1 protein-coding gene (only partly in view) is annotated in these 20,961 nt (G+C 63.3%); it reads left to right on the forward strand.

Annotated elements, in window-relative coordinates; all coding sequences use genetic code 11:
• Nucleotides 1-20,961: the 5' portion of a hypothetical protein gene (locus SD37_RS09645; protein ID WP_145926567.1), read on the forward strand. It continues 6,873 nt past the right edge of the window; the window shows 20,961 of its 27,834 coding nt (coding positions 1-20,961); the start codon lies at nt 1-3; the stop codon falls past the right edge of the window.

The following is a 20,961-nucleotide window of genomic DNA, read 5'->3' on the forward strand; positions in this document are numbered from 1 at the left end:
ATGGCGGATGCCGTGGGGATCGTGTCGCTTTATCATCGGGTGCCGGTGTGGATCGAGAAGCCGAAGCCTGAGCAGAAGGACGCTGTCCGGCTGAACAATGCGGTCAAGGTGATCGTCGCTCGTTATCTGGCCGAAGGGTTGCCCAAGGAGCGCGCGCGCGAGCTGGCTCGGGACCTGTCGGTGAAGCTCGGGACGTCGCGGACCTTGCTCCGGAAGGACCGGGACGTTTCCGGTGCGGTTCCGGCTGAGCGTGCCGGTGAGCGTGGTGAGCAGGTCGTTGCTGGTGTTGTTCCGGTGGAGGTTGCCGGGTGGCGGCCGGCGGTGGATGGGACGGGGCCGCGGACGTTGCGGGACAGGGTGCTGGCGGAGGTGGGGGCGGATTCGGTTCCTGACGGGTGGGGCCGGGCCTGGGTGGAGAACATCGTGGAGGGTGTGAAGGGTGCGGACTGGGAGCGGCGGTTGGGTGCCGAGCTTCGGGTGGCGCGCGCTGTCCTGGCGGGGGTGGACCGCGGTGACAGTGTTTTCCAGCGGGCTCGTGCCCTGGTGGGCGGGTTCCTCGAGGACCCGCTGCCCGATCGGGCGACAGCGCCTGGGGCCCACGTTCGCCTCGACTACCACGACTACGCGGTCGATCTGGTCGCCTCGGCCTTGCACATCCTCACCAGCAGCCTCGACAACCCGACAGAGACCGTACGGCCACTCGCGAAAGCGATCGTCGAACGCCTGAACCTGAGCACAAACCCCACCCCACAACCAACCACAACCGCCCCCGGCGGCACACGACCCGGCAAGGAACCGGAGACAGGCGGACCCTCCAGTTCCGCGCGGGAAGCCGGGTCGGAGGCCGATCTGGGGCAGCAATCGTGGCGTGCTGAGTTGCTGCCGGTGTCCGATCAGCCGGAGTGGTCTGAGGCGGATGATGTGTTGCTGGGGGGGCTGGTGGACCAGGTCGGGGCGAATGCTGCGTTGCTGGAGAAGGCGTCGTCGCGGGAGCCACTGGTTATCGGGTTGCGGTTTGTTGATTCGGCTGCGCGTCTGAGGGAGTTCGGTCCGGGGTTGCGCGAGAGGCTGGGTCGGCGTTTGCGGGATGGTTTGCAGCCTTGGGGGGTGGACGCGGACGCGGTGCGGCGGTTCGGTTTCGATTGGGTGCCTGTGGTGGCGGCGGAGGGTGAGTCGCCCAGGGTCGAGGTGGTGGTGCGAACGTCGCCGGGCCGTTCTGTGCGGTCGTATCGGTCGGAGAAGAGTGTGACCATCCCGTTCCTGCCGGACAGTGTGTTTTTCTCGCAGGCTTCGCAGCGGTTGCTGCGATGGTTGATGGAGAGACTCGTCCTGCGCGTAGCAGGCAACGACGAGCACAGGCCTGTTCTTCTGAACCTGGTGATTCACCCGGGACATGGTGACGACGTGGACGCGCGGGTTGCCGCGGTGTGGAAACAGGTGTATGAGGTACTGCGGGCGGCGATGCGGAATCAGTGGCCCACGCCGGATCCAGAGTGGCCCACGCCGGCTCAAGTGCTGGCATTCCACGACAAGCACTTCAAGGCTAGTCGTGGTGCGCCGACCGACATACCGGCGATCTCGCTGACAGCCGACGAACCGCTTCATGAGCTGGACAAGACGATCACCAAGCAGGAACCGGTGCTGACTTGGCGAGACGCCGAGCTGAATGACAAGGTCTTCCCGAAGGTCCCTGATGATCCTCGTGCCGCGTTGGAGTGGCTGCTGGACGGCGGGGGCTTGTCGCAGCGGCGGCACGGAAAGAGGCCCGCGGCGGAACTTGCGCCTCATCAGGAAACGGCCGCAGGGATCGTGTCGCGGCATCGTTTCGCCGAGAGCATTGTAGAGGTGGTGACGAATGTTGCCGCCGGCTATTTGGCCAACGAATTTCCCGTGACGGCCGTCGAACAGTTCGTCGAGGCAATCGCGGCGGTGCTAGACGGGTTCTACGCTTTGAACTATACGTTGATTCCCCAAGAGGTACTTTCGTGGATGCCTGACGAGGATAACAACAAATCGCAGAACTTGAAAGAGTACCTGACCGGGAAGAAAGTCTCGGACGGGATTGCCCTTATTTGGGCGCACATTTGGGCGGCGAAATTCTACAATCGGAAGAACTCCTACTTTTCTGGTGAAATTGCCTGGTTGTCCGGCGGATTGGTTGAGGCTGACAGAATTCCTACTCTGTGGAAATTGCGCGAGGATGCCGGGGCGCGAGAATTGGAGCTCAGGCTGGCAGAGGCCCTCGGGAAACCGCAGCAAGTGGCGGGAAGTAAAACGGAACTCGTCTATGAGCCGCCGACTGTTAAGTGGACAGAGGTCCTGACGTCTGGTCATTCAGAGAAAGTGGGCGGCCTGGACGATCTGGGCAGGGAGTTCGAGAGGCGCCGAGAGCAACAGATAATGGATCCTGATCTGCGACTGCGCCTCTATGTCCGTGAAGCCCATCTGGCCACCAAGTCAGATAAGTCGAGCCTGAAAGCGAAAGGGGAGGAGTTGCGGAAGATGCTCGACAGAAAGATCGCGTCGTCGGCGGTGGCCGGCGATGATGCCTTCTCCTTCGTGTCGAATCTTCCGGTGAAGATAGATTTGGAAATTCACTCCATACTGAAAGCCGACAAGGGCAAGCCGAAATATTTCGAGCTGGTGCAGCATGCCGATCATGAGTTGACAATCTATGATTGTCGTAATTCGACGGTCCTGGTTGTTGCCTTTGCTAGAAGGGAGGCGGCCTTGCCTGCGGCGTACCTGGAGCAGGTTTATCTGGCCGCTCAGGGTGAGGCTGTGCGTGCCCTTCTCGCCAGAAAGCCTTCCATGAGCCCTGTTGCGTTTCTTCTGGTTCAGGACTCTCGCGGTTTGCGGGATCTTGCGGGGGAGCGTGAGACCCACTTGAGGGGTTTGGTCAAGGCTGCCGCGGAGTCGGTCTTGGCTGCGTGGGAGCAGGTCGCAGGTGAAAAACGCGATATCGACACGTTCCTTGGTGGGGTGAAGGTCGAACCTTCCATGCAACGTAACACGAACAGATTCCTGGACGTCGTCGACATGACTATCGAGAAACCGTCCGTCGACGCGTCCATTCTGCACGCGCCGGGTTCAGCCGAGGCGCAGAGGGCGATGGCTTTGCGGGCCCTTCTGCCTGCGGCTCCGCCGGCGAGCGGGATTCCGGCATCCGGATCGGCCGGCGTTCAGCCCGGCGGTGCGCAGGTCAGACAGCCGCCTGTTTCACAGGGGGAGGAGAGAGCACCGGTCGATGACGTGAGTGCCGATGATCCGATGGCTCTGGCCGGGGAAACGAGCACGGTGCACGTCGTGCAGCCGGGGGTTGAGCCTGAGGCGAGTTTCGAGGACCTCCTCGCGTATGTGATGGACGGTCAGTCTGAGGGGCCGCAGCAGGACAACAGGTTGCTGGTGGATGAGCCCGTGGAGAGTTTCGAGGACCTTATGGCCACCCTCGGGGATGTGATGGACGCTCGGCCTGAGGGGCCGCAGCAGGCCGACAGGTTGCCGGTGGATGTTGAGCCTGAGGTGAGTCACGAGGAACTCATGGCCAAACTCGAGGACGTGATGGGCCCTGATGTTGCGGCTGAGGACGTGATGGGCCCTGATGTTGCGGCTGGTGAGTTGGTGGAGCTCGATGAGGGTGTGTGGGGGTCCCGTGCCGGTGTTGTGCTGGGTAAGGCGGATTCTGATGTGGCTGAGGTTGCGCAGTGGCTGGAGCGTGAGCCGGGTGCGTTCGCCGTCGTGGCGACCGATCATCTTGTGCCTAGCATCGCGACGGTGAAGAAGGCGCTTGATTTAGGGGGGTGGAACGGGGTTGATGCGGTGCGGTTGTTCGTTTGCGGTCAGGATCGTCAGGAGGAGCTGGCGAAGCTGGCCGAGGCGTTGGACGAGGAATACGAGGAATACAAAATTCAGGTGTTCTATCCGCTTTACCAGGTGATGATCGAGGTTGCCGGGGGCACGCTGGAGGTTTGGGTCGGGGAGGCCGGGTATGACGCCGAATGGCATCCGCAGATCCGGCGGGTGCAGAACGGCGGAGGCTGGATAGAATGGCGCGACGGTGGGCGGCGGAGGGAGTCCGGGAAATACGTGACACCCGCTACCACTGGGGTTCCGGTGGAGCCGCAGTCGGTCCAATTGGGCCCGAATACCCCAGGCTCGTCCACTGTGGACGTTGGTTCTTCGGCCGGCGCGCCGGCGTCGGGATCGGGTGGCGGGGCCGCGTATCGGAGTTTGCCGGCGGGTGGAGTCCTGCGGCAGGGCAGGGTGGCCGCGCTCGGCGAAGAAGTGGACAGTGTGATCGTTGCGTTGCCGTTGACCCCAGGGTATGACACGGATCCTGCGTGGGTCGATTTCAAGAAGTCTTACGCCGAGCTGGTCGAGGCCGCGGACGAGAGCGAGCCGAAGCGGGAGCTTCCGGATACGCGCCTGCACAGCTACTACAGCGGTAAGGCGCTATCCGAGAGCGACAAAGACAACTTGGCAACGCTGGAGGAGAATCTCCGCGACGCCGCCCAGGCCGCCCGCAAAGATGTCGACAGGAAGAAGCTCACCTTCGACCGTACATGGCACAAAGCCAAAGATGGCAAGAAAAAGGTAGTGGTCAGGGTCTATAAGTCGCCGAATGAGACGGAAGAGCACTACCGGGAGGCGCTTGAACTGGACCTCTCCCTCGCTGACGCTCGGTACAACGGTGGGCCGGATGCAGCCGATGCTCGCCGTCTTTTCTTGCAGGTGGACGGGTTCGTCGAGCTGGTAGATAAGGCGAATAAGGACTCTGGTCGGCCGCTGCGCTTCCAATTGTCGCTGGTGACAGCGTCCAATACGCTCGGTAAGCGGAAGTCTGCGGTGACGGCCATGGTTTACGAGGCAGCGAAAGCGGCCCTGCCGGAGAGGTACACAAACGCTGATGTCGAGGAGTACGTCCAGCGGCATTTCGTGCTGGCGAAGAAGGTGGAGTCGAGGTATGTTTTTCATGGTCTTTTCACCAGTATCGTCGAGTTTCAGCGCGAACCGAACGATCGCCGCGAACCTGGAACGGAAAAGCCCGGCTCGTTGCCGACTGGTCTCGTCGGCCGGGTCGAGGAGTGCGGTGCCGATACCGAACGTGTCCGTTGGGAAAGAGAGTGGAATGACGAATCGGGCTCGATCGTCGAAAACAATGCAAAAGATGAAAAGGCTTCGAAAAAATTCTTCGACGAGCTTTTCGTCGAGTGGGGCAGGCGCAAAGGCAAGTATCAATTAGAAGATATCCGTTTGCACGTATGGACAACGAAAGCTCGTCCTTTGACGGGTGATCCCACGCGCGAACACCTCTTGCTCGAAAGGCAGGTGGTGGCGAAGGCGGAAGCCTTGAACATGGACGCAAGCGCGCTGAAGTTCACGTACGTGACCCACGCCCTCCGTCCGGGGATGCAGACGCGAGTGGGTATCAGCAGGCATCGGACCAAGGACAAGGGCGAGGCGTATTACCGGGCAGCCAGGTCCTTGACCGAGCCGACCGTTCCGGAGGGTTCCCTCGTGCCGGAAGCGGCGCGGGAAAGGATCACCTGGCTGGTAAAGGGCTTTGCCGGCCTGCATGTAGGCGGGCAGGGCGATGGTGATGTCCTCGTCATCGCGGTGGTCGCCCCGTCCGATTCGGGCGCCAACGAGCGTCTGAACAGAGTGAAGGCCATCGTCCGCGCCGCGCTCGTGGCTCGGCTGCCCGGTCGCAGGAACGCCGACCTTGTCAATCGGATCATGACTGACTACGTCCGTCTCACCCCCTACATCCGTAGGGGGCATACGAGCATGATTCTGGTGGATGTGGTGTCCGAGGTGGTGTTTTCGTGGCGTGCTGGGTTGCCGGTGTCCGGTCGGCCGGTGTGGTCTGGGGCGGCTGAGGTGTTGCTGAGGGGGCTGGTGGAGCAGGTCGCGGCGAATGCTGTGGTGCTGAAGGCGGTGTCGTGGGAGCCGTTGGAGATCAAGGTGCGGTTTGTTGATTCGGCTGCACGGCTGGCGGAGTTCGGCAAGAGGTTGCGCGGGGAGTTGGATGGGCGTTTGCGGGATGGTCTGCGGGTTTGGGGGGTGGAGGCGGACGCGGTGTGGTTCGGTTTCGATTGGGTGCCTTTGGTGGCGGCGGAGGGTGAGTCGCCCAGGGTCGAGGTGGTGGTGCGAAAGTCGCCGGGCCGTTCTGTGCGGTCGTACCGGGCGGAGCGGGAGACGACCATCCCGTTCCTGCCGGACAGCCTGGAGTTCTCACAGGCTTCACGGAGGCAGCTGCGATGGTTGATGGAGGGACTCGTCCTGCGCGTGGCAGGCAACGCCGAGCCCGGGAATGTTCGCCTGTTCCTGGTGCTTCACCCGGGGCCGGATGAGGAGAGGGCCCCGGGAGAGGGGTCCGCGCGGGGTGACATGGCGTCGAACCAGGTATTCGAGGCGTTGCAGGCGGCGATGGCACAGGATCCGGTGTCGCGGGAAATGTGGGGTCCTTCGTGGCCCACGAAGGAGCAGGTGTGGACATTCATGGATACGCACCTTGTCGTTAGTTATGGCGCGCCGGCGGTGGAGCCGGTGCTCAAGCTGACAGTCGACGACCCGGACCATAATGAGCTGGGCGAAACGATCCCCGAGCAGGAACCGACGTTGACCTGGCGAGAAACCGAACTGGACGCCAAGGTCTTCCCGAAGGTGCCTCGTGCCGCGTTGGAGTGGCTGCGGGGCGGTGGTGGGTTGTCTCAGGCTCAGCAGCACTACGGGACGTGGTCCACGGAGGATTTCGCGCGTCATCAGGAAACGGCCACAAATATCGTGTCGCGGTATCGTTTCGACCACAGCGATGTGGTGGAGAGTGTTGTCGCCGGCTATTTGGCCAACGAATTTCCCGTGAAGGCCGTCGGACGGTTCGTCAAAAAAATTGCGAAAGCGCTAGGTGCTCCGCTTGCCATCAGTGATGGCGAGGCCCGCGGCGGCCCGGCGGAGACGGATCGCCGGCCTTTGCCGCAGCCTGAGGGTTCGCAGCAGGCCAACAGGTTGCCGGTGGATGTTGAGCCGGTGAGTTACGAGGGCTTCGAGGCCGTCCCCGAGAAGGTGTTGGAGGGTGGTGTGTTGGTGGAGCTCGAGAAGGGTGTGTGGGGGTCCCGGGCCGGTGTGGTGCTGGGTGATGCGGAGTCGGATGTGGCTGGGGTTGCGCGGTGGCTGGGGCATGAGCCGGGTGTGTTCGCCGTCGTGGCGACCGATCACAATGTTCCTGGCTTCGAGGTGGTGAAGAAGGCGCTTAAGGCAGGGGGGTGGAACAAGGCTGACGCGGTGCGGTTGTTCGTCTGCGGTCAGAATCGTCAGGAGGACCTGGCGAAGCTGGCCGAGGCGTTGGACGAGGAATACAAGGAATTCAAGGAATACAACATTCCGGTGTCCTATCCGCTTTACCAGGTGATGATCGAGGTTGCCGGGGGCACGCTGAAGGTGCGGGTCGGGCGGATTGAGTATGTCGACGGCTCTCCGCGGACAGAGTGGAAGCAGAACGGCGAAGGCTGGATAGACTGGCGCCACGGTGGGCAGGTGACGCGCGGGACATACGTGACACCCGCTACCACTGGGGTTCCGGGGAAGCCGCAGAAAGTCGAATTGGGCCCGAATACCCCAGGCTCGTCCACTGTGGACGTTGGTTCTTCGGCCGGCGCGCGGGCGCCGGGATCGGGTGGCAGGGCCGCGTATCGGAGTTTGCCGGCGGGTGGAGTCCTGCGGCAGGGCAAGGTGGCCGCGCTCGGCGAAGAAGTGGACAGTGTGATCGTTGCGTTGCCGTTGACCCCAGGGTATGACACGGATCCTGCGTGGGTCGATTTCAAGAAGTCTTACGCCGAACTGGTCGAGGCCGCGGACGAGAGCAAGCCGAAGCGGGAGCTTCCGGATACGCGCCTGCACAGCTACTACCCCGGTGGGGCGCTATCCAGGAGCGACAAAGACAACTTGGCAACGCTGGAGGAGAATCTCCGCGACGCCGCCCAGGCCGCCCGCAAAGATGTCGACAGGAAGAAGCTCACCTTCGACCGTACACCGCACAAAGCCAAAGATGGCAAGAAAAAAGTAGTGGTCAGGGTCTATAAGTCGACGAACGAGACGGAAGAGCACTACCGGGAGGCGTGTAAACTGGACCTCTCCCTCGCTGACGCTCGGAGCTACAGTGGGCTGCATGCAGTCGATGTTCGCCGTTTTTTCTTGCAGGTGGACGGGTTCGTCGAGCTGCAAGAAAAAAGGGCGAATAAGGACTCTGGTCGGCGGCTGCGCTTCGAATTGTCGCTGGTGACGACGTCCGAGACGCTCGGTAAGCGGGTGTCTGTGGTGACGTCCATGGTTTACGAGGCAGCGAAAGCGGCCCTGCCGGAGAGCTACACAAAAGCTGAGGTCGATGCGTACGTCCAGCGGCATTTCGTGCTGGCGACGAAGACGGATTCGAGGGCTGCTCTCCACGGTCTTTTCACCAGCATCGTCGAGGTTCAGCGCGAACCGAACGATCACCGCGAACCCGGAACGGAAAAGCCTGGCCGGTTTCCGACTGGTCTCGTCGGCCGGGTCGAGAAGTACCATGCCGATACTGAACGCGCCCGCTGGGAAAGAACGTGGAATGACAAATCGGGCTCGATCGTCGAAAATGATGAAAAGGCTTCGAAAAAATTCTTTGACGAGCTTTTCGGGGAGTGGGGCAGGCGCAAAGGCAAGTATCAATTAGAAGATATCCGTTTGCACGTATGGACAACGGAAAAAACTACTTTGACGGGTGATCCCACGCTCGAACACGTCTTGCTCGAAAGGCAGGTGGTGGCGAAGGCGAAAGCCTTGAACCTAAACACAAGCGCGCTGAAGTTCACGTACGTGACCCACACCCTCCGTCCGGGGACGCAGACGCGAGTGGGTATCAGCAGACATTGGACCGAGGATAAGGGCGGGGCGTATTACCGGGCAGCCAGGTCCTTGACCGAGCCGCCCGTTCCGGGGAGATCCCTTGTGCCGGAAGCGGCGCGGGAAAGGATCACCTGGCTGGTAACGGGCTTTGCCGACCGGCATGTAGGCGGGCATGGCGATGGTGATGTCCTCGTCATCGCGGTGGTCGCCCCGTCCGATTCGGGCGCCAACGAGCGTCTGGACAGCGTGAAGGCCATCGTCCGCGCCGCGCTCGAGGCTCGGCTGCCCGGGAACGTCGACCTTGTCAATCGGATCATGGCTGACTACGTCCGTCCCATCTCGTACGCCCGTGCGGGGCAGCCGGCCATGATTCTGGTGGATGTGGTGTCCGAGGTGGTGTTTTCGTGGCGTGCTGGGTTGCCGGTGTCCGGTCGGCCGGTGTGGTCCGGGGCGGCTGAGGTGTTGCTGAGGGGGCTGGTGGAGCAGGTCGCGGCGAATGCTGTGGCGCTGAAGGCGGTGTCGTGGGAGCCGTTGGAGATCAAGATTCGGTTTGTTGATTCGGCTGATCGGCTGGCGGAGTTCGGCAAGGGGTTGCGCGGGGAGCTGGATGGGCGTTTGCGGGATGGTTTGCGGGTTTGGGAGGTGGATGCGGACTCGGTGTGGTTCGGTTTCGATTGGGTGCCTTTGGTGGCGGCGGAGGGTGAGTCGCCCAGGGTCGAGGTGGTGGTGCGAAAGTCGCCGGGCCGTTCTGTGCGGTCGTACCGGGCGGCGCGGGAGATGTTCATCCCGTTCCTGCCGGACGGCAGTTTGTTGTTCTCGCAGGCTTCGCAGCGGTGGCTGCAATGGTTGATGGAGGGACTCGTCCTGCGCGTGGCACGCAGCGCCGGGCACAGGCCTGTTCAGGTGACCATGGTGATTCACCCGGCACATGAGGACGAAGGGGATGTGCGGGTTGACGCGGTGTGGTTTCAGTTGTGTGAGGCGCTGTGGGTGGCGATGCGGGATCGGATGCCGCGGGCGTGGGATCCAGAGTGGCCCACGCTGGGTCAAGTGCGGGAATTCTACGACAAACACTTTGTTGATGTTAGTGATGGCGCGCCGACCGAGACACCGGGGATCTCGCTGACAGTCGACGACCCGGACCATAATGTGCTGGGCGAGACGATCACCGAGCCGGAACCGGAGTTGTCCTGGCGAGACACCGAACTGGACGACAAGGTCTTCCCGAAGGTGCCTCGTGCCGCGTTGGAGTGGCTGCGGGGCGGTGGTGGGTTGTCTCAGGCTCAGCAGCACTACGGGACGTGGTCCACGGAGGATTTCGCGCGTCATCAGGAAACGGCCGCAAATATCGTGTCGCGGCATCGTTTCGCCGACAGCGATGTGGCAGTGGTGGAGAGTGTTGCCGCCGGCTATTTGGCCAACGAATTTCCCGTGAAAGGCGTCGGACGGTTCGTCAAAAAGATCGCGAAAGCGCTAGGCGCTCCGCCGGCCACCAGTGATGGCGAGGCCCCCGCCGGCCCAGCGGAGACGGATCGCCAGCCTTTGTCGCCGCCTGAGGAGCAGCAGCAGGACAACAGGTTGCCGGTGGATGTTGAGCCGGTGAGTTACGAGGGCTTCGAGGCCATCCTCGAGAAGGTGTTGGAGGGTGGTGTGTTGGTGGAGCTCGAGAAGGGTGTGTGGGGGTCCCGGGCCGGTGTGGTGCTGGGTGATGCGGAGTCGGATGTGGCTGGGGTTGCGCGGTGGCTGGGGCATGAGCCGGGTGTGTTCGCCGTCGTGGCGACCGATCACAATGTGCCTAGCATCGAGGTGGTGAAGAAGGCGCTTAAGGCAGGGAGGTGGAACGAGGCTGATGCGGTGCGGTTGTTCGTCTGCGGTCAGAATCGTCAGGAAGAGCTGGCGCGGCTGGCCGAGGCGTTGGACAACGAATACAACATTCAGGTGTCTTATCCGCTTTACCAGGTGGTGATCGAGGTTGCCGGGGGCACGCTGGAGGTGTGGGTCGGGGAGGCTGGGCATGATGCCGAAGGTCGTCCGCAGATCCGGCGGGTGCAGAACGGCGGAGGCTGGATAGACAGACACCATGGTGGGCAGGTGACGCTCGGGACATATGTGACACCCGCTATCACTGGGGTTCCGGGGAAGTCGCAGACAGTCCAATTGGGCCCGAACACCTCGTCCACTGTGGACGTTGGTTCTTCGGCCGGCGCGCGGGCGCCGGGATCGGGTGGCGGGGCCGAGTATCAGAGTTTGCCGGAGGGTGGAGCCCTGCGGCAGGGCAAGGGGAAGGCGCCCGCCGAAGAGCGCAGCGTGACCGTCCCGTGGCCGTTGGTCCCAGGGTATGACAAGGATGCGAACTGGATTGCGTTCAAGGAGCGTTACGCCGAGCTGGTCAAGGCCGCGGACGAGAGCCAGCCGAAGCGGGAGCTTCCGGATGCGCGTCTGCACTTCTACGGCTTTACCGCGCCGTCTAAGAGCGGCACAGAAGCCTTGGAAAAGCTGGAGGAGAATCTCCGCGACGCCGCCCAGGTCGCCCGCAAAGATGTCGACAGGAAGAAGCTCACCTTCGACCGTCCATCGCACAAAACCAAAGATGGCAAGAAAAAAGTAGTGGCCAAAGTCTATGAGTCGCCGAGGGAGACGGAGCTGTACTACCGGTTGACGCGTGAACTGAACTTCCCCTTCGCTGAAATTTGGTACAGCGGCGGGTTGTATGCAGTCGATGTTCGCCGTTTTTTCTTGCAGGTGGACGGGTTCGTCGAGCTGGTAAATAAGGTGAATAAGGGCTCTGGCCGGCCGGTGCGCTTCGAATTGTCGCTGGTGACAACGTCCAAGGCGGTCGCTAAGCGGGTGTCTGCGGTGACGTCCATGGTTTACGAGGCGGCGAAAGCGGCCCTGCCACAGAACTACACAGAAGAACAAGTCGAGGCGTACGTCCAGGGGCATTTCGTGCTGACGAAGAAGGAGGAGGAGAAGCCCGCTCTCCACGGTCTTTTCACCAGCATCGTCGAATTTCAGCGCGAACCGAACGATCACCGCGAACCCGGAACGGAAAAGCCCGACCGGTTGCCGGCCGAGCTCTTCGGCCGGGTCGCTGAGTATAGTGTCGATACTGAACGCGCCCGCTGGGAAAGAGAGTGGGATGACGAATCGGGCTCGATCGTCGAAAATGATGAGGAAGGTTCGGAAAAATTCTTTGACGAGCTTTTCGGGGAGTGGGGCAGGCGTGAAGGTAAGTATCAATTAGAAGATGTCCGTTTACACGTATGGACAACGAACCGCGATACTTTGGTGGGTGATCCCACGCGCGAACACGTCTTGCTCGAAGAGTCGGTGGTGGCGAAGGCTCAAGCCAAGGGACTGGACGCAAGCGCGCTGAAATTCACGTACGTGACCCACAACGTCCCTGGGCGGACACAGACGCGAGTGGGTATCACCAGGCATACGACCGAAGACAAGGGCGGGCCGTATTACCGGGCAGCCAGGTCCTTGACCGAGCCGTTCGTTCCGAAGAATGCCTTGGTGCCCGGAGCGGGGCAGGAAAGGATCACCTCGCTGGTAACGGGCTTCGTCGGCCGTCATGTGGGCGGGCATGGCGATGGTGATGTCCTCGTCATCGCGGTGGTCTCCACGACCGAATGGGGCGTCAGGGAGCGTCTGGGCAAAGTGAGGGCCATCGTCCGCGCCGCGCTCGTGGCTCGGCTGCCCGGTCCCAGGAACGCCCACCTTGTCAATCGGATCATGACTGACTACGTCCGTCTCACCCCCTACATCCGTAGGGGGCATACGAGCATGATTCTGGTGGATGTGGTGTCCGAGGTGGTGTTTTCGTGGCGTGCTGGGTTGCCGGTGTCCGGTCGGCCGGTGTGGTCTGGGGCGGCTGAGGTGTTGCTGAGGGGGCTGGTGGATCAGGTCGCGGCGAATGCTGTGGCGCTGAAGGCGGTGTCGTGGGAGCCGTTGGAGATCAAGATTCGGTTTGTTGATTCGGCTGATCGGCTGGCGGAGTTCGGCAAGGGGTTGCGCGGGGAGCTGGATGGGCGTTTGCGGGATGGTTTGCGGGTTTGGGAGGTGGATGCGGACTCGGTGTGGTTCGGTTTCGATTGGGTGCCTTTGGTGGCGGCGGAGGGGGAGTCGCCCAGGGTCGAGGTGGTGGTGCGAAAGTCGCCGGGCCGTTCTGTGCGGTCGTACCGGGCGGCGCGGGAGATGTTCATCCCGTTCCTGCCGGACGGCAGTTTGTTGTTCTCGCAGGCTTCGCAGCGGTGGCTGCAATGGTTGATGGAGGGACTCGTCCTGCGCGTGGCACGCAGCGCCGGGCACAGGCCTGTTCAGGTGACCATGGTGATTCACCCGGCACATGAGGACGAAGGGGATGCGCGGGTTGACGCGGTGTGGTTTCAGTTGTGTGAGGCGCTGTGGGTGGCGATGCGGGATCGGATGCCGCGGGCGTGGGATCCAGAGTGGCCCACGCTGGGTCAAGTGCGGGAATTCTACGACAAACACTTTGTTGATGTTAGTGATGGCGCGCCGACCGAGACACCGGGGATCTCGCTGACAGTCGACGACCCGGACCGTAATGTGCCGGCCGAGACGATCACCGAGCCGGAACCGGAGTTGTCCTGGCGAGAAACCGAACTGGACGACAAGGTCTTCCCGAAGGTGCCTGATAATCCTGGTGACGCGTTGGAGTGGCTGCGGGACGGTGGTGGGTTGTCTCAGGCTCAGCAGCACTACGGGACGTGGTCCACGGAGGAGTTCGCGCGTCATCAGGAAACGGCCACAAATATCGTGTCGCTGCATCGTTTCGCCGACAGCGATGTGGATGTGGTGGAGAGTGTCGCCGCCGGCTATTTGGCCAACGAATTTCCCGTGAAGAGCGTCGGATGGTTCGTCAAAAAAATTGCGAAAGCGCTAGGCGCTCCGCCGGCCACCAGTGATGGCAAGGCCCCCGCCGGCCCAGCGGGGACGGATCGCCGGCCTTTGCCGCCGCCTGAGGGGCCACAGCAGGACGACAGGTTGCCGGTGGGTGTTGAGCCCGTGAGTTACTCGGGCTTCGAGGCCGTCCTCGAGAGGGTGTTGGAGGGTGGTGTGTTGGTGGAGCTCGCGAAGGGTGTGTGGGGGTCCCGGGCCGGTGTTGTGCTGGGTGATGCGGAGTCGAAGGTGGCTGGGGTCGCGCGGTGGCTGAGGCGTGAGCCGCATGTGTTCGCCGTCGTGGCGACCGATCACAATGTTCCTGGCTTCGAGGTGGTGGAGAAGGCGCTTGAGGCAGGGGGGTGGACCAAGGGTGATGCGGTGCGGTTGTTCGTCTGCGGTCAGAATCGTCAGGAAGAGCTGGCGCGGCTGGCCGAGGCGTTGGACAACGAATACAACATTCAGGTGTCTTATCCGCTTTACCAGGTGGTGATCGAGGTTGCCGGGGGCACGCTGGAGGTGTGGGTCGGGGAGGCTGGGCATGATGCCGAAGGTCGTCCGCAGATCCGGCGGGTGCAGAACGGCGGAGGCTGGATAGACAGACACCACGGTGGGCAGGTGACGCTCGGGACATATGTGACGCCCGCTATCACTGGGGTTCCGGGGAAGTCGCAGACAGTCCAATTGGGCCCGAACATCTCGTCCACTGTGGACGTTGGTTCTTCGGCCGGCGCGCGGGCGTCGGGGTCGGGTGGCGGGGCCGAGTATCAGAGTTTGCCGGAGGGTGGAGCCCTGCGGCAGGGCAAGGTGGCCGCGCTCGGCGAAGAAGTGGACAGTGTGATCGTTGCGTTGCCGTTGACCCCAGGGTATGACACGGATCCTGCGTGGGTCGATTTCAAGAAGTCTTACGCCGAGCTGGTCGAGGCCGCGGTCAAGAGCCAGCCGAAGCGGGAGCTTCCGGATACGCGCCTGCACAGCCACTACCCCGGTAAGCCGCTATCCAGGAGCGACAAAGCAGACTTGGCAACGCTGGAGGAAAATCTCCGCGACGCCGCCCAGGCCGCCCGCGGTGATGTCGACAGGAAGAAGCTCACTTTCGACCGTACAGCGCGCAGAACCGAAGATGATAAAAACGTAGTGGTCAGGATCTATGAGTCGCCGAACGAGACGGAAGAGCACTACCGGGAGGCGCATCAACTGGACCTCTCCCTCGCTGGCGCTCGGTATAACGGTGGGCTGCATGCAGTCGATGTTCGCCGTTTTTTCTTGCAGGTGGACGGGTTCGTCGAGCTGCAGGAAAAAAGGGCGAATAAGGACTCTGGTCGGCCGCTGCGCTTCGGATTGTCGCTGGTGACGACGTTCGAGACGCTCGGTAAGCGGAAGTCTGCGGTGACGGCCATGGTTTACGAGGCAGCGAAAGCGGCCCTGCCGGAGAGGTACACAAACGCTGATGTCGAGGAGTACGTCCAGCGGCATTTCGTGCTGGCGAAGAAGACGGATTCGAGGGCTGCTCTCCACGGTCTTTTCACCAGTATCGTCGAGTTTCAGCGCGAACCGAACGATCACCGCGAACCTGGAACGGAAAAGCCTGGCCAGTTGCCGACTCGTCTCGTCGGCCGGGTCGAGGAGTACCGTGTCGATACCGAACGCGCCCGTTGGGAAAGAGAGTGGGATGACGAATCGGGCTCGATCGTCGAAAATGATGCAGCAGGTTCGGAAAAATTCTTCGACGAGCTTCTCGGGGAGTGGGGCAGGCGCAAAGGCAAGTATCAATTAGAAGATGTCCGTTTGCACGTATGGACAACGAAAAAAAATAGTTTGCCGGGTGATCCCACGCGCGAACACCTCTTGCTCAAAGAGGTGGTGGTGGCGAAGGCGAAAGCCTTGAAACTGGACACAAGCGCGCTGAAGTTCACGTACGTGACCCACAGCCTCCCTGCGGGGACGCAGACGCGGGTGGGTATCACCAGACATCGGACCGAGGACAAAGGTGGGCCGTATTACCGGGCAGCCAGGTCCTTGACCGAGCCGTTCGTTCTGAATAGTTCCCTCGTGCCGGAAGCGGCGCGGGAAAGGATCACCTTGCTGGTAACGGGCTTTGCCGGCCGGCATGTGGGCGGGCATGGGGATGGTGATGTCCTCGTCATCGCGGTGGTCGCCCCGTCCGAATCGGGTGCCATCGAGCGTCGTCTGGGCAGAGTGAAGGCCATCGTCCGCGCCGCGCTCGAGGCTCGGCTGCCCGGGAACGTCGACCTTGTCAATAGGATCATGGCTGACTACGTCCGTCTCACCCCCTACATCCGTAGGGGGCATACGAGCATGATCCTGGTGGATGTGGTGTCCGAGGTGGTGTTTTCGTGGCGTGCTGGGTTGCCGGTGTCCGGTCGGCCGGTGTGGTCCGGGGCGGCTGAGGTGTTGCTGAGGGGGCTGGTGGACCAGGTCGCGGCGAATGCTGTGGCGCTCAAGGCGGTGTCGTGGGAGCCGTTGGAGATCAAGATTCGGTTTGTTGATTCGGCTGATCGGCTGGCGGAGTACGGCGAGGGGTTGCGCGGGGAGCTGGATGGGCGTTTGCGGGATGGTTTGCGGGTTTGGGCGGTGGATGCGGACTCGGTGTGGTTCGGTTTCGATTGGGTGCCTTTGGTGGCGGCGGAGGGTGAGTCGCCCAGGGTCGAGGTGGTGGTGCGCCGGTCGCCGGGCCGTTCTGTGCGGTCGTACCGGGCGGCGCGGGAGATGACCATCCCGTTCCTGCCGGACGGCAGTTTGTTGTTCTCGCAGGCTTCGCAGCGGCAGCTGCAATGGTTGATGGAGGGACTCGTCCTGCGCGTGGCACGCAGCGCCGGGCACAGGCCTGTTCGTCTGTTCCTGGTGCTTCACCCGGGGCCGGGTGAGGAGGTGGCCGCGGGAGAGGTGTCCCCACGGAGTGCCGAGGTGGGGAATCAGGTGTTCGAGGCGTTGCGGGCGGCGATGCGGAATCAGATGCCGCAGGCCACACAGGATCCAGACTGGCCCACACAAAAGCAGGTGTGGACATTCATGGGTACGCACCTTGAAGTTAGTTATGGCGCGTCGGCGGTGGAGCCGGTGCTCAAGCTGACAGTCGACGACCCGGACCATAATGTGCTGGGCGAGACGATCACCGAGCCGGAACCGGAGTTGTCCTGGCGAGACACCGAACTGGACGACAAGGTCTTCCCGAAGGTGCCTCGTGCCGCGTTGGAGTGGCTGCGGGGCGGTGGTGGGTTGTCTCAGGCTCAGCAGCACTACGGGACGTGGTCCACGGAGGAGTTCGCGCGTCATCAGGAAACGGCCACAAATATCGTGTCGCTGCATCATTTCGCCGACAGCGATGTGGGTGTGGTGGAGAGTGTTGCCGCCGGCTATTTGGCCAACGAATTTCCCGTGAAAGGCGTCGGACGGTTCGTCAAAAAGATCGCGGTAGCGCTAGGAGCTCCGCCGGCCACCAGTGATGGCGAGGCCTTCGACGGCCCAGCGGAGACGGATCGCCAGCCTTTGTCGCCGCCTGAGGGGCCACAGCAGGACAACAGGTTGCCGGTGGATGTTGAGCCGGTGAGTTACGAGGGCTTTGAGGCCGTCCTCGAGAGGGTGTTGGAGGGTGGTGTGTTGGTGGAGCTCGAGAAGGGTGTGTGGGGGTCCCGGGCCGGTGTGGTGCTGGGTGATGCGGAGTCGGATGTGGCTGGGGTTGCGCGGTGGCTGGGGCATGAGCCGGGTGTGTTCGCCGTCGTGGCGACCGATCACAATGTTCCTGGCTTCGAGGTGGTGAAGAAGGCGCTTGAGTCAGGGGGGTGGAACAAGGCTGATGCGGTGCGGTTGTTCGTCTGCGGTCAGAATCGTCAGGAGGACCTGGCGAAGCTGGCCGAGGCGTTGGACGAGGAATACAAGGAATTCAAGGAAAACAACATTCCGGTGTCCTATCCGCTTTACCAGGTGATGATCGAGGTTGCCGGCGGCACGCTGAAGGTGCGGGTCGGGCGGATTGAGTATGTCGACGGCTCTCCGCGGACAGAGTGGAAGCAGAACGGCGCAGGCTGGATAGACTGGCGCCACGGTGGGCAGGTGACGCGCGGGACATACGTGACACCCGCTACCACTGGGGTTCCGGGGAAGCCGCGGACAGTCGAATTGGGCCCGAACATCTCGTCCACTGTGGACGACCGAACCACAGTAGCGGCAGAGTCGGCGTTGTCCGACGAGCGCGAAATGGCCGAAATCGTCCTGGCGGCGGATTGGTCGGAGTTGCTCATGGATGCGTCCGAGAGGGTGACGGAGCGGGAGGAAGGTCTGCGTCCCTCCGTGGTGTCTGTCAAGCAGGCGCGGGCCGACGCTGGGCGGCTGGTGCGCGAACTACCGTCCACGCCGTCCAACATGGACGAAGACGCGCTTCAGTTCCTGCACGACGGCCTGGCTGCCATGGTGACTGATTTGATCGCCGGTGGCCGAACTCCGCAGGACGCCTGGGACGAGGACGAGAATGTCGCACGTCTGCGTGTTGCGCTGGACGGATTGCGCGGTTCTGCCGAGAACACGCACTACACGTTGAGTGCTGCCGAGATCTTGGGGCAGACACTTGCGGCGCCTCGTGATCTGATCGCCGATTCCGAACGGGTGTTGGAAAGCTGGATCACAGCGATCGTGGAGGCGTCGGGGCTGATCGAGGAGCTGGAGGAGGCTTCAACCGAGTCCGCGGGAGCGGTCAAGCGGGCGCGGGGCGAGGCGGAGGTTTTGGCACGTGGGTTGCCGTCGGCGGTCGAGGGGGCTGACGAGGAGACGCGTCAGTTGCTGCACGACGGCCTGGTGTCGATTCTGACGGCGCGCATCGCCGGGGGAATCGCGCCACGGGTCGCTTGGCACCGTCCGGATGTGGTGCGGTTGCGCACAGCCCTGGAGGACCTGCGCGGTCCGGCGGAAAGCGCGCATTACACCCGGACCGCGCTGGAGATTTTGGGACAGGCCCGGTCCATCAGAAGGCACGAGCGTGCTGCGGCTGCCGGACCGGTGAACGAGCCCACACCCGCCGTGGCCCGGACGAGCGCCCATCGGGTGTGGACGAAGTGGGAAGAGCGGGTCGAGGCGGCCGCGGAGCGGACACGGCAGCGTGAGCAGACCGCGGCGCCGCTGGTGGAATCGGCCCGGCAGGTCGTCGAGTCCCTGATCGGCGGGCTGCCCCGCGCGGCGACCGGCGCTGACACCACTGCCCGGCAGCTCATCCACGACGGGATCGCGACGCTGCTGACGGACCTGATCTCCGCGGGCGCGTCTCCTCGCGAGGCCTGGGAGGACCCGGAAGTCTCGGCGCTGCGCGAGATCGCCGAGTCGGCACGTGGCCTGACCGGCGTCCGTACGCATTACACCGGCATGCCGCTGGCGCTGACCCGGTTGCCCGGATCGTTTTCGTTGCCCGTTCCCGCGCAGGCTGTCGTCCTGCCCGAATCGCCCACCGGGTCGGTGCGCACGGAGCTGTCCGCTCCGGACGCGAACGAGCTGCTCGACCGTGTCCAGGACGAGGACGTGCCGCTGGGGCACGATCCGGCGGACAGGCGAGAGCCGGTCGAGTGGCCGGCCGCCCCCATTCCCGAACGCGGGCTGGTCGCCGAACCGGGCCGGCTGTCCGAGGCGGTGGCGGAGTTCGAGGCTCAGCTGCCCGTCGACGACCGGCAAACGGGGGTGGAGGTGACGTCGTCGCGGGAAGAGGCGACGGCATTGCTGGGCGAACGTCCTGCTCCCATGCCGGGCTATGGGCCCACCGCCATCGAGCAGCAGCGGTTGTGGCAGTCGATGATCGACTCGGTGGCCTCGGCGTCGTCGCGAGGTTCGGACGCGGAGGACCTGGCATGGGAATTGCGGGCCGGGTTCGAGCGGCTGCGTGTGTTCGATGATCTCGCCGCGTGGGCCGAAACTCAGCTGGCGCGGTTCCGGGAACGGATGGTGCAGGCCCAGGCGCGCCTGGACGAACGGCGAAGCGAAGTGCCCGCCGCCCGGGAAACGCAGAACCAGGAAACCGGACAATACGGTGAACATGACCGGCAACAGTGGCAGGAACGACTGCGGTGGCGGGAACAGTTGCGCCGGCAGGAAGCCGAGCACCTGCTGGGTGAGCTGCCGCCGACAGTGCCGGGCGGACCACCCGAGTGGATCCGGCGGTCGTTCCACGAAGGCATCACGACGATGCTCACCGACCTGCTCCTTCACGAGGAACACCCGATATTCGCCTGGACTGAACTGGGCGACGTGCGGCAGGCGGCCGAAGCCGTCCGGCTGAGCAGCCGTCACCTGCGCGACGCCACCCCGGAAACGCCGTTCGGCCGGTTCCCCGAGCCGGGCGCGGGGTTCTACAGCGAAGACCTGTGGGAAGAACACCTGCCGACCTACGCCGAAGCGCAGGATTCCGAGGCCACACGGCACTCCGATGGAGCACCTGCCTACAGCGAGCATGCGGGCGTCGCCGGCCCTCCGGCCTACGAGGACACCCTCACACAGCCCGACGAGGATTCGCAGGTGTCGCTGGCCTATCAGGTGGAGCAGACATCCGGACTGCTCACCGAGCTCCCACACAGCGAGATCACCGCGTTGCGGACTCGGCTGTTGTCCGCCGTCATGCCGCCGGAGGGGCTGACGCCGGACGAACTCACCCGACGGCTCCCCTTGCACAACCTCATGTTGAGCGCGCTCGCCTGCCACACGTTCCGGTATGGTGACCAGCCCGGCGCCGGGCTGGAGCGCGCCCAGCTTCGCGCACTGCTCGACAAGCGAGGCATCGACGAAACGCTGGGAGCCGCGGCCGGCCGACACCATGTCGCGGACGACGCCTACGACGTGCTGCGGAACATGTTCACCGTCGCGAGGTCCTATGCCGAAACACCATCGGACAGGCCGTCGTCGGACGTTCCGCGCGCGGCGCGACCGGATCCGGGGCCGACGCGGGAGCTCGATGTGTCCGAAGTGGACTTCGTCCCGTTGCGTTCGCGTTCCGGTGTGCTGGTGGGTGTGGGGTTCCCCCATAGCGACCAGGAGCGGGAAGTCCTGGTGGAGGCGTTCGAGAACCGTGCCGTGGTGAAGGGCGAGTTCGGGGTTGCGCTTCACCACGGCGAGAATGGTTTCTCGGTTCGTACCAAGAGCGGTCGGGCAGTGTCGCTCGACGAGCGTGCGGTGGTGAGCCTGCTC

The sequence above is a fragment of the Amycolatopsis orientalis genome, from assembly GCF_000943515.2.
GTDB lineage: Bacteria > Actinomycetota > Actinomycetes > Mycobacteriales > Pseudonocardiaceae > Amycolatopsis > Amycolatopsis orientalis.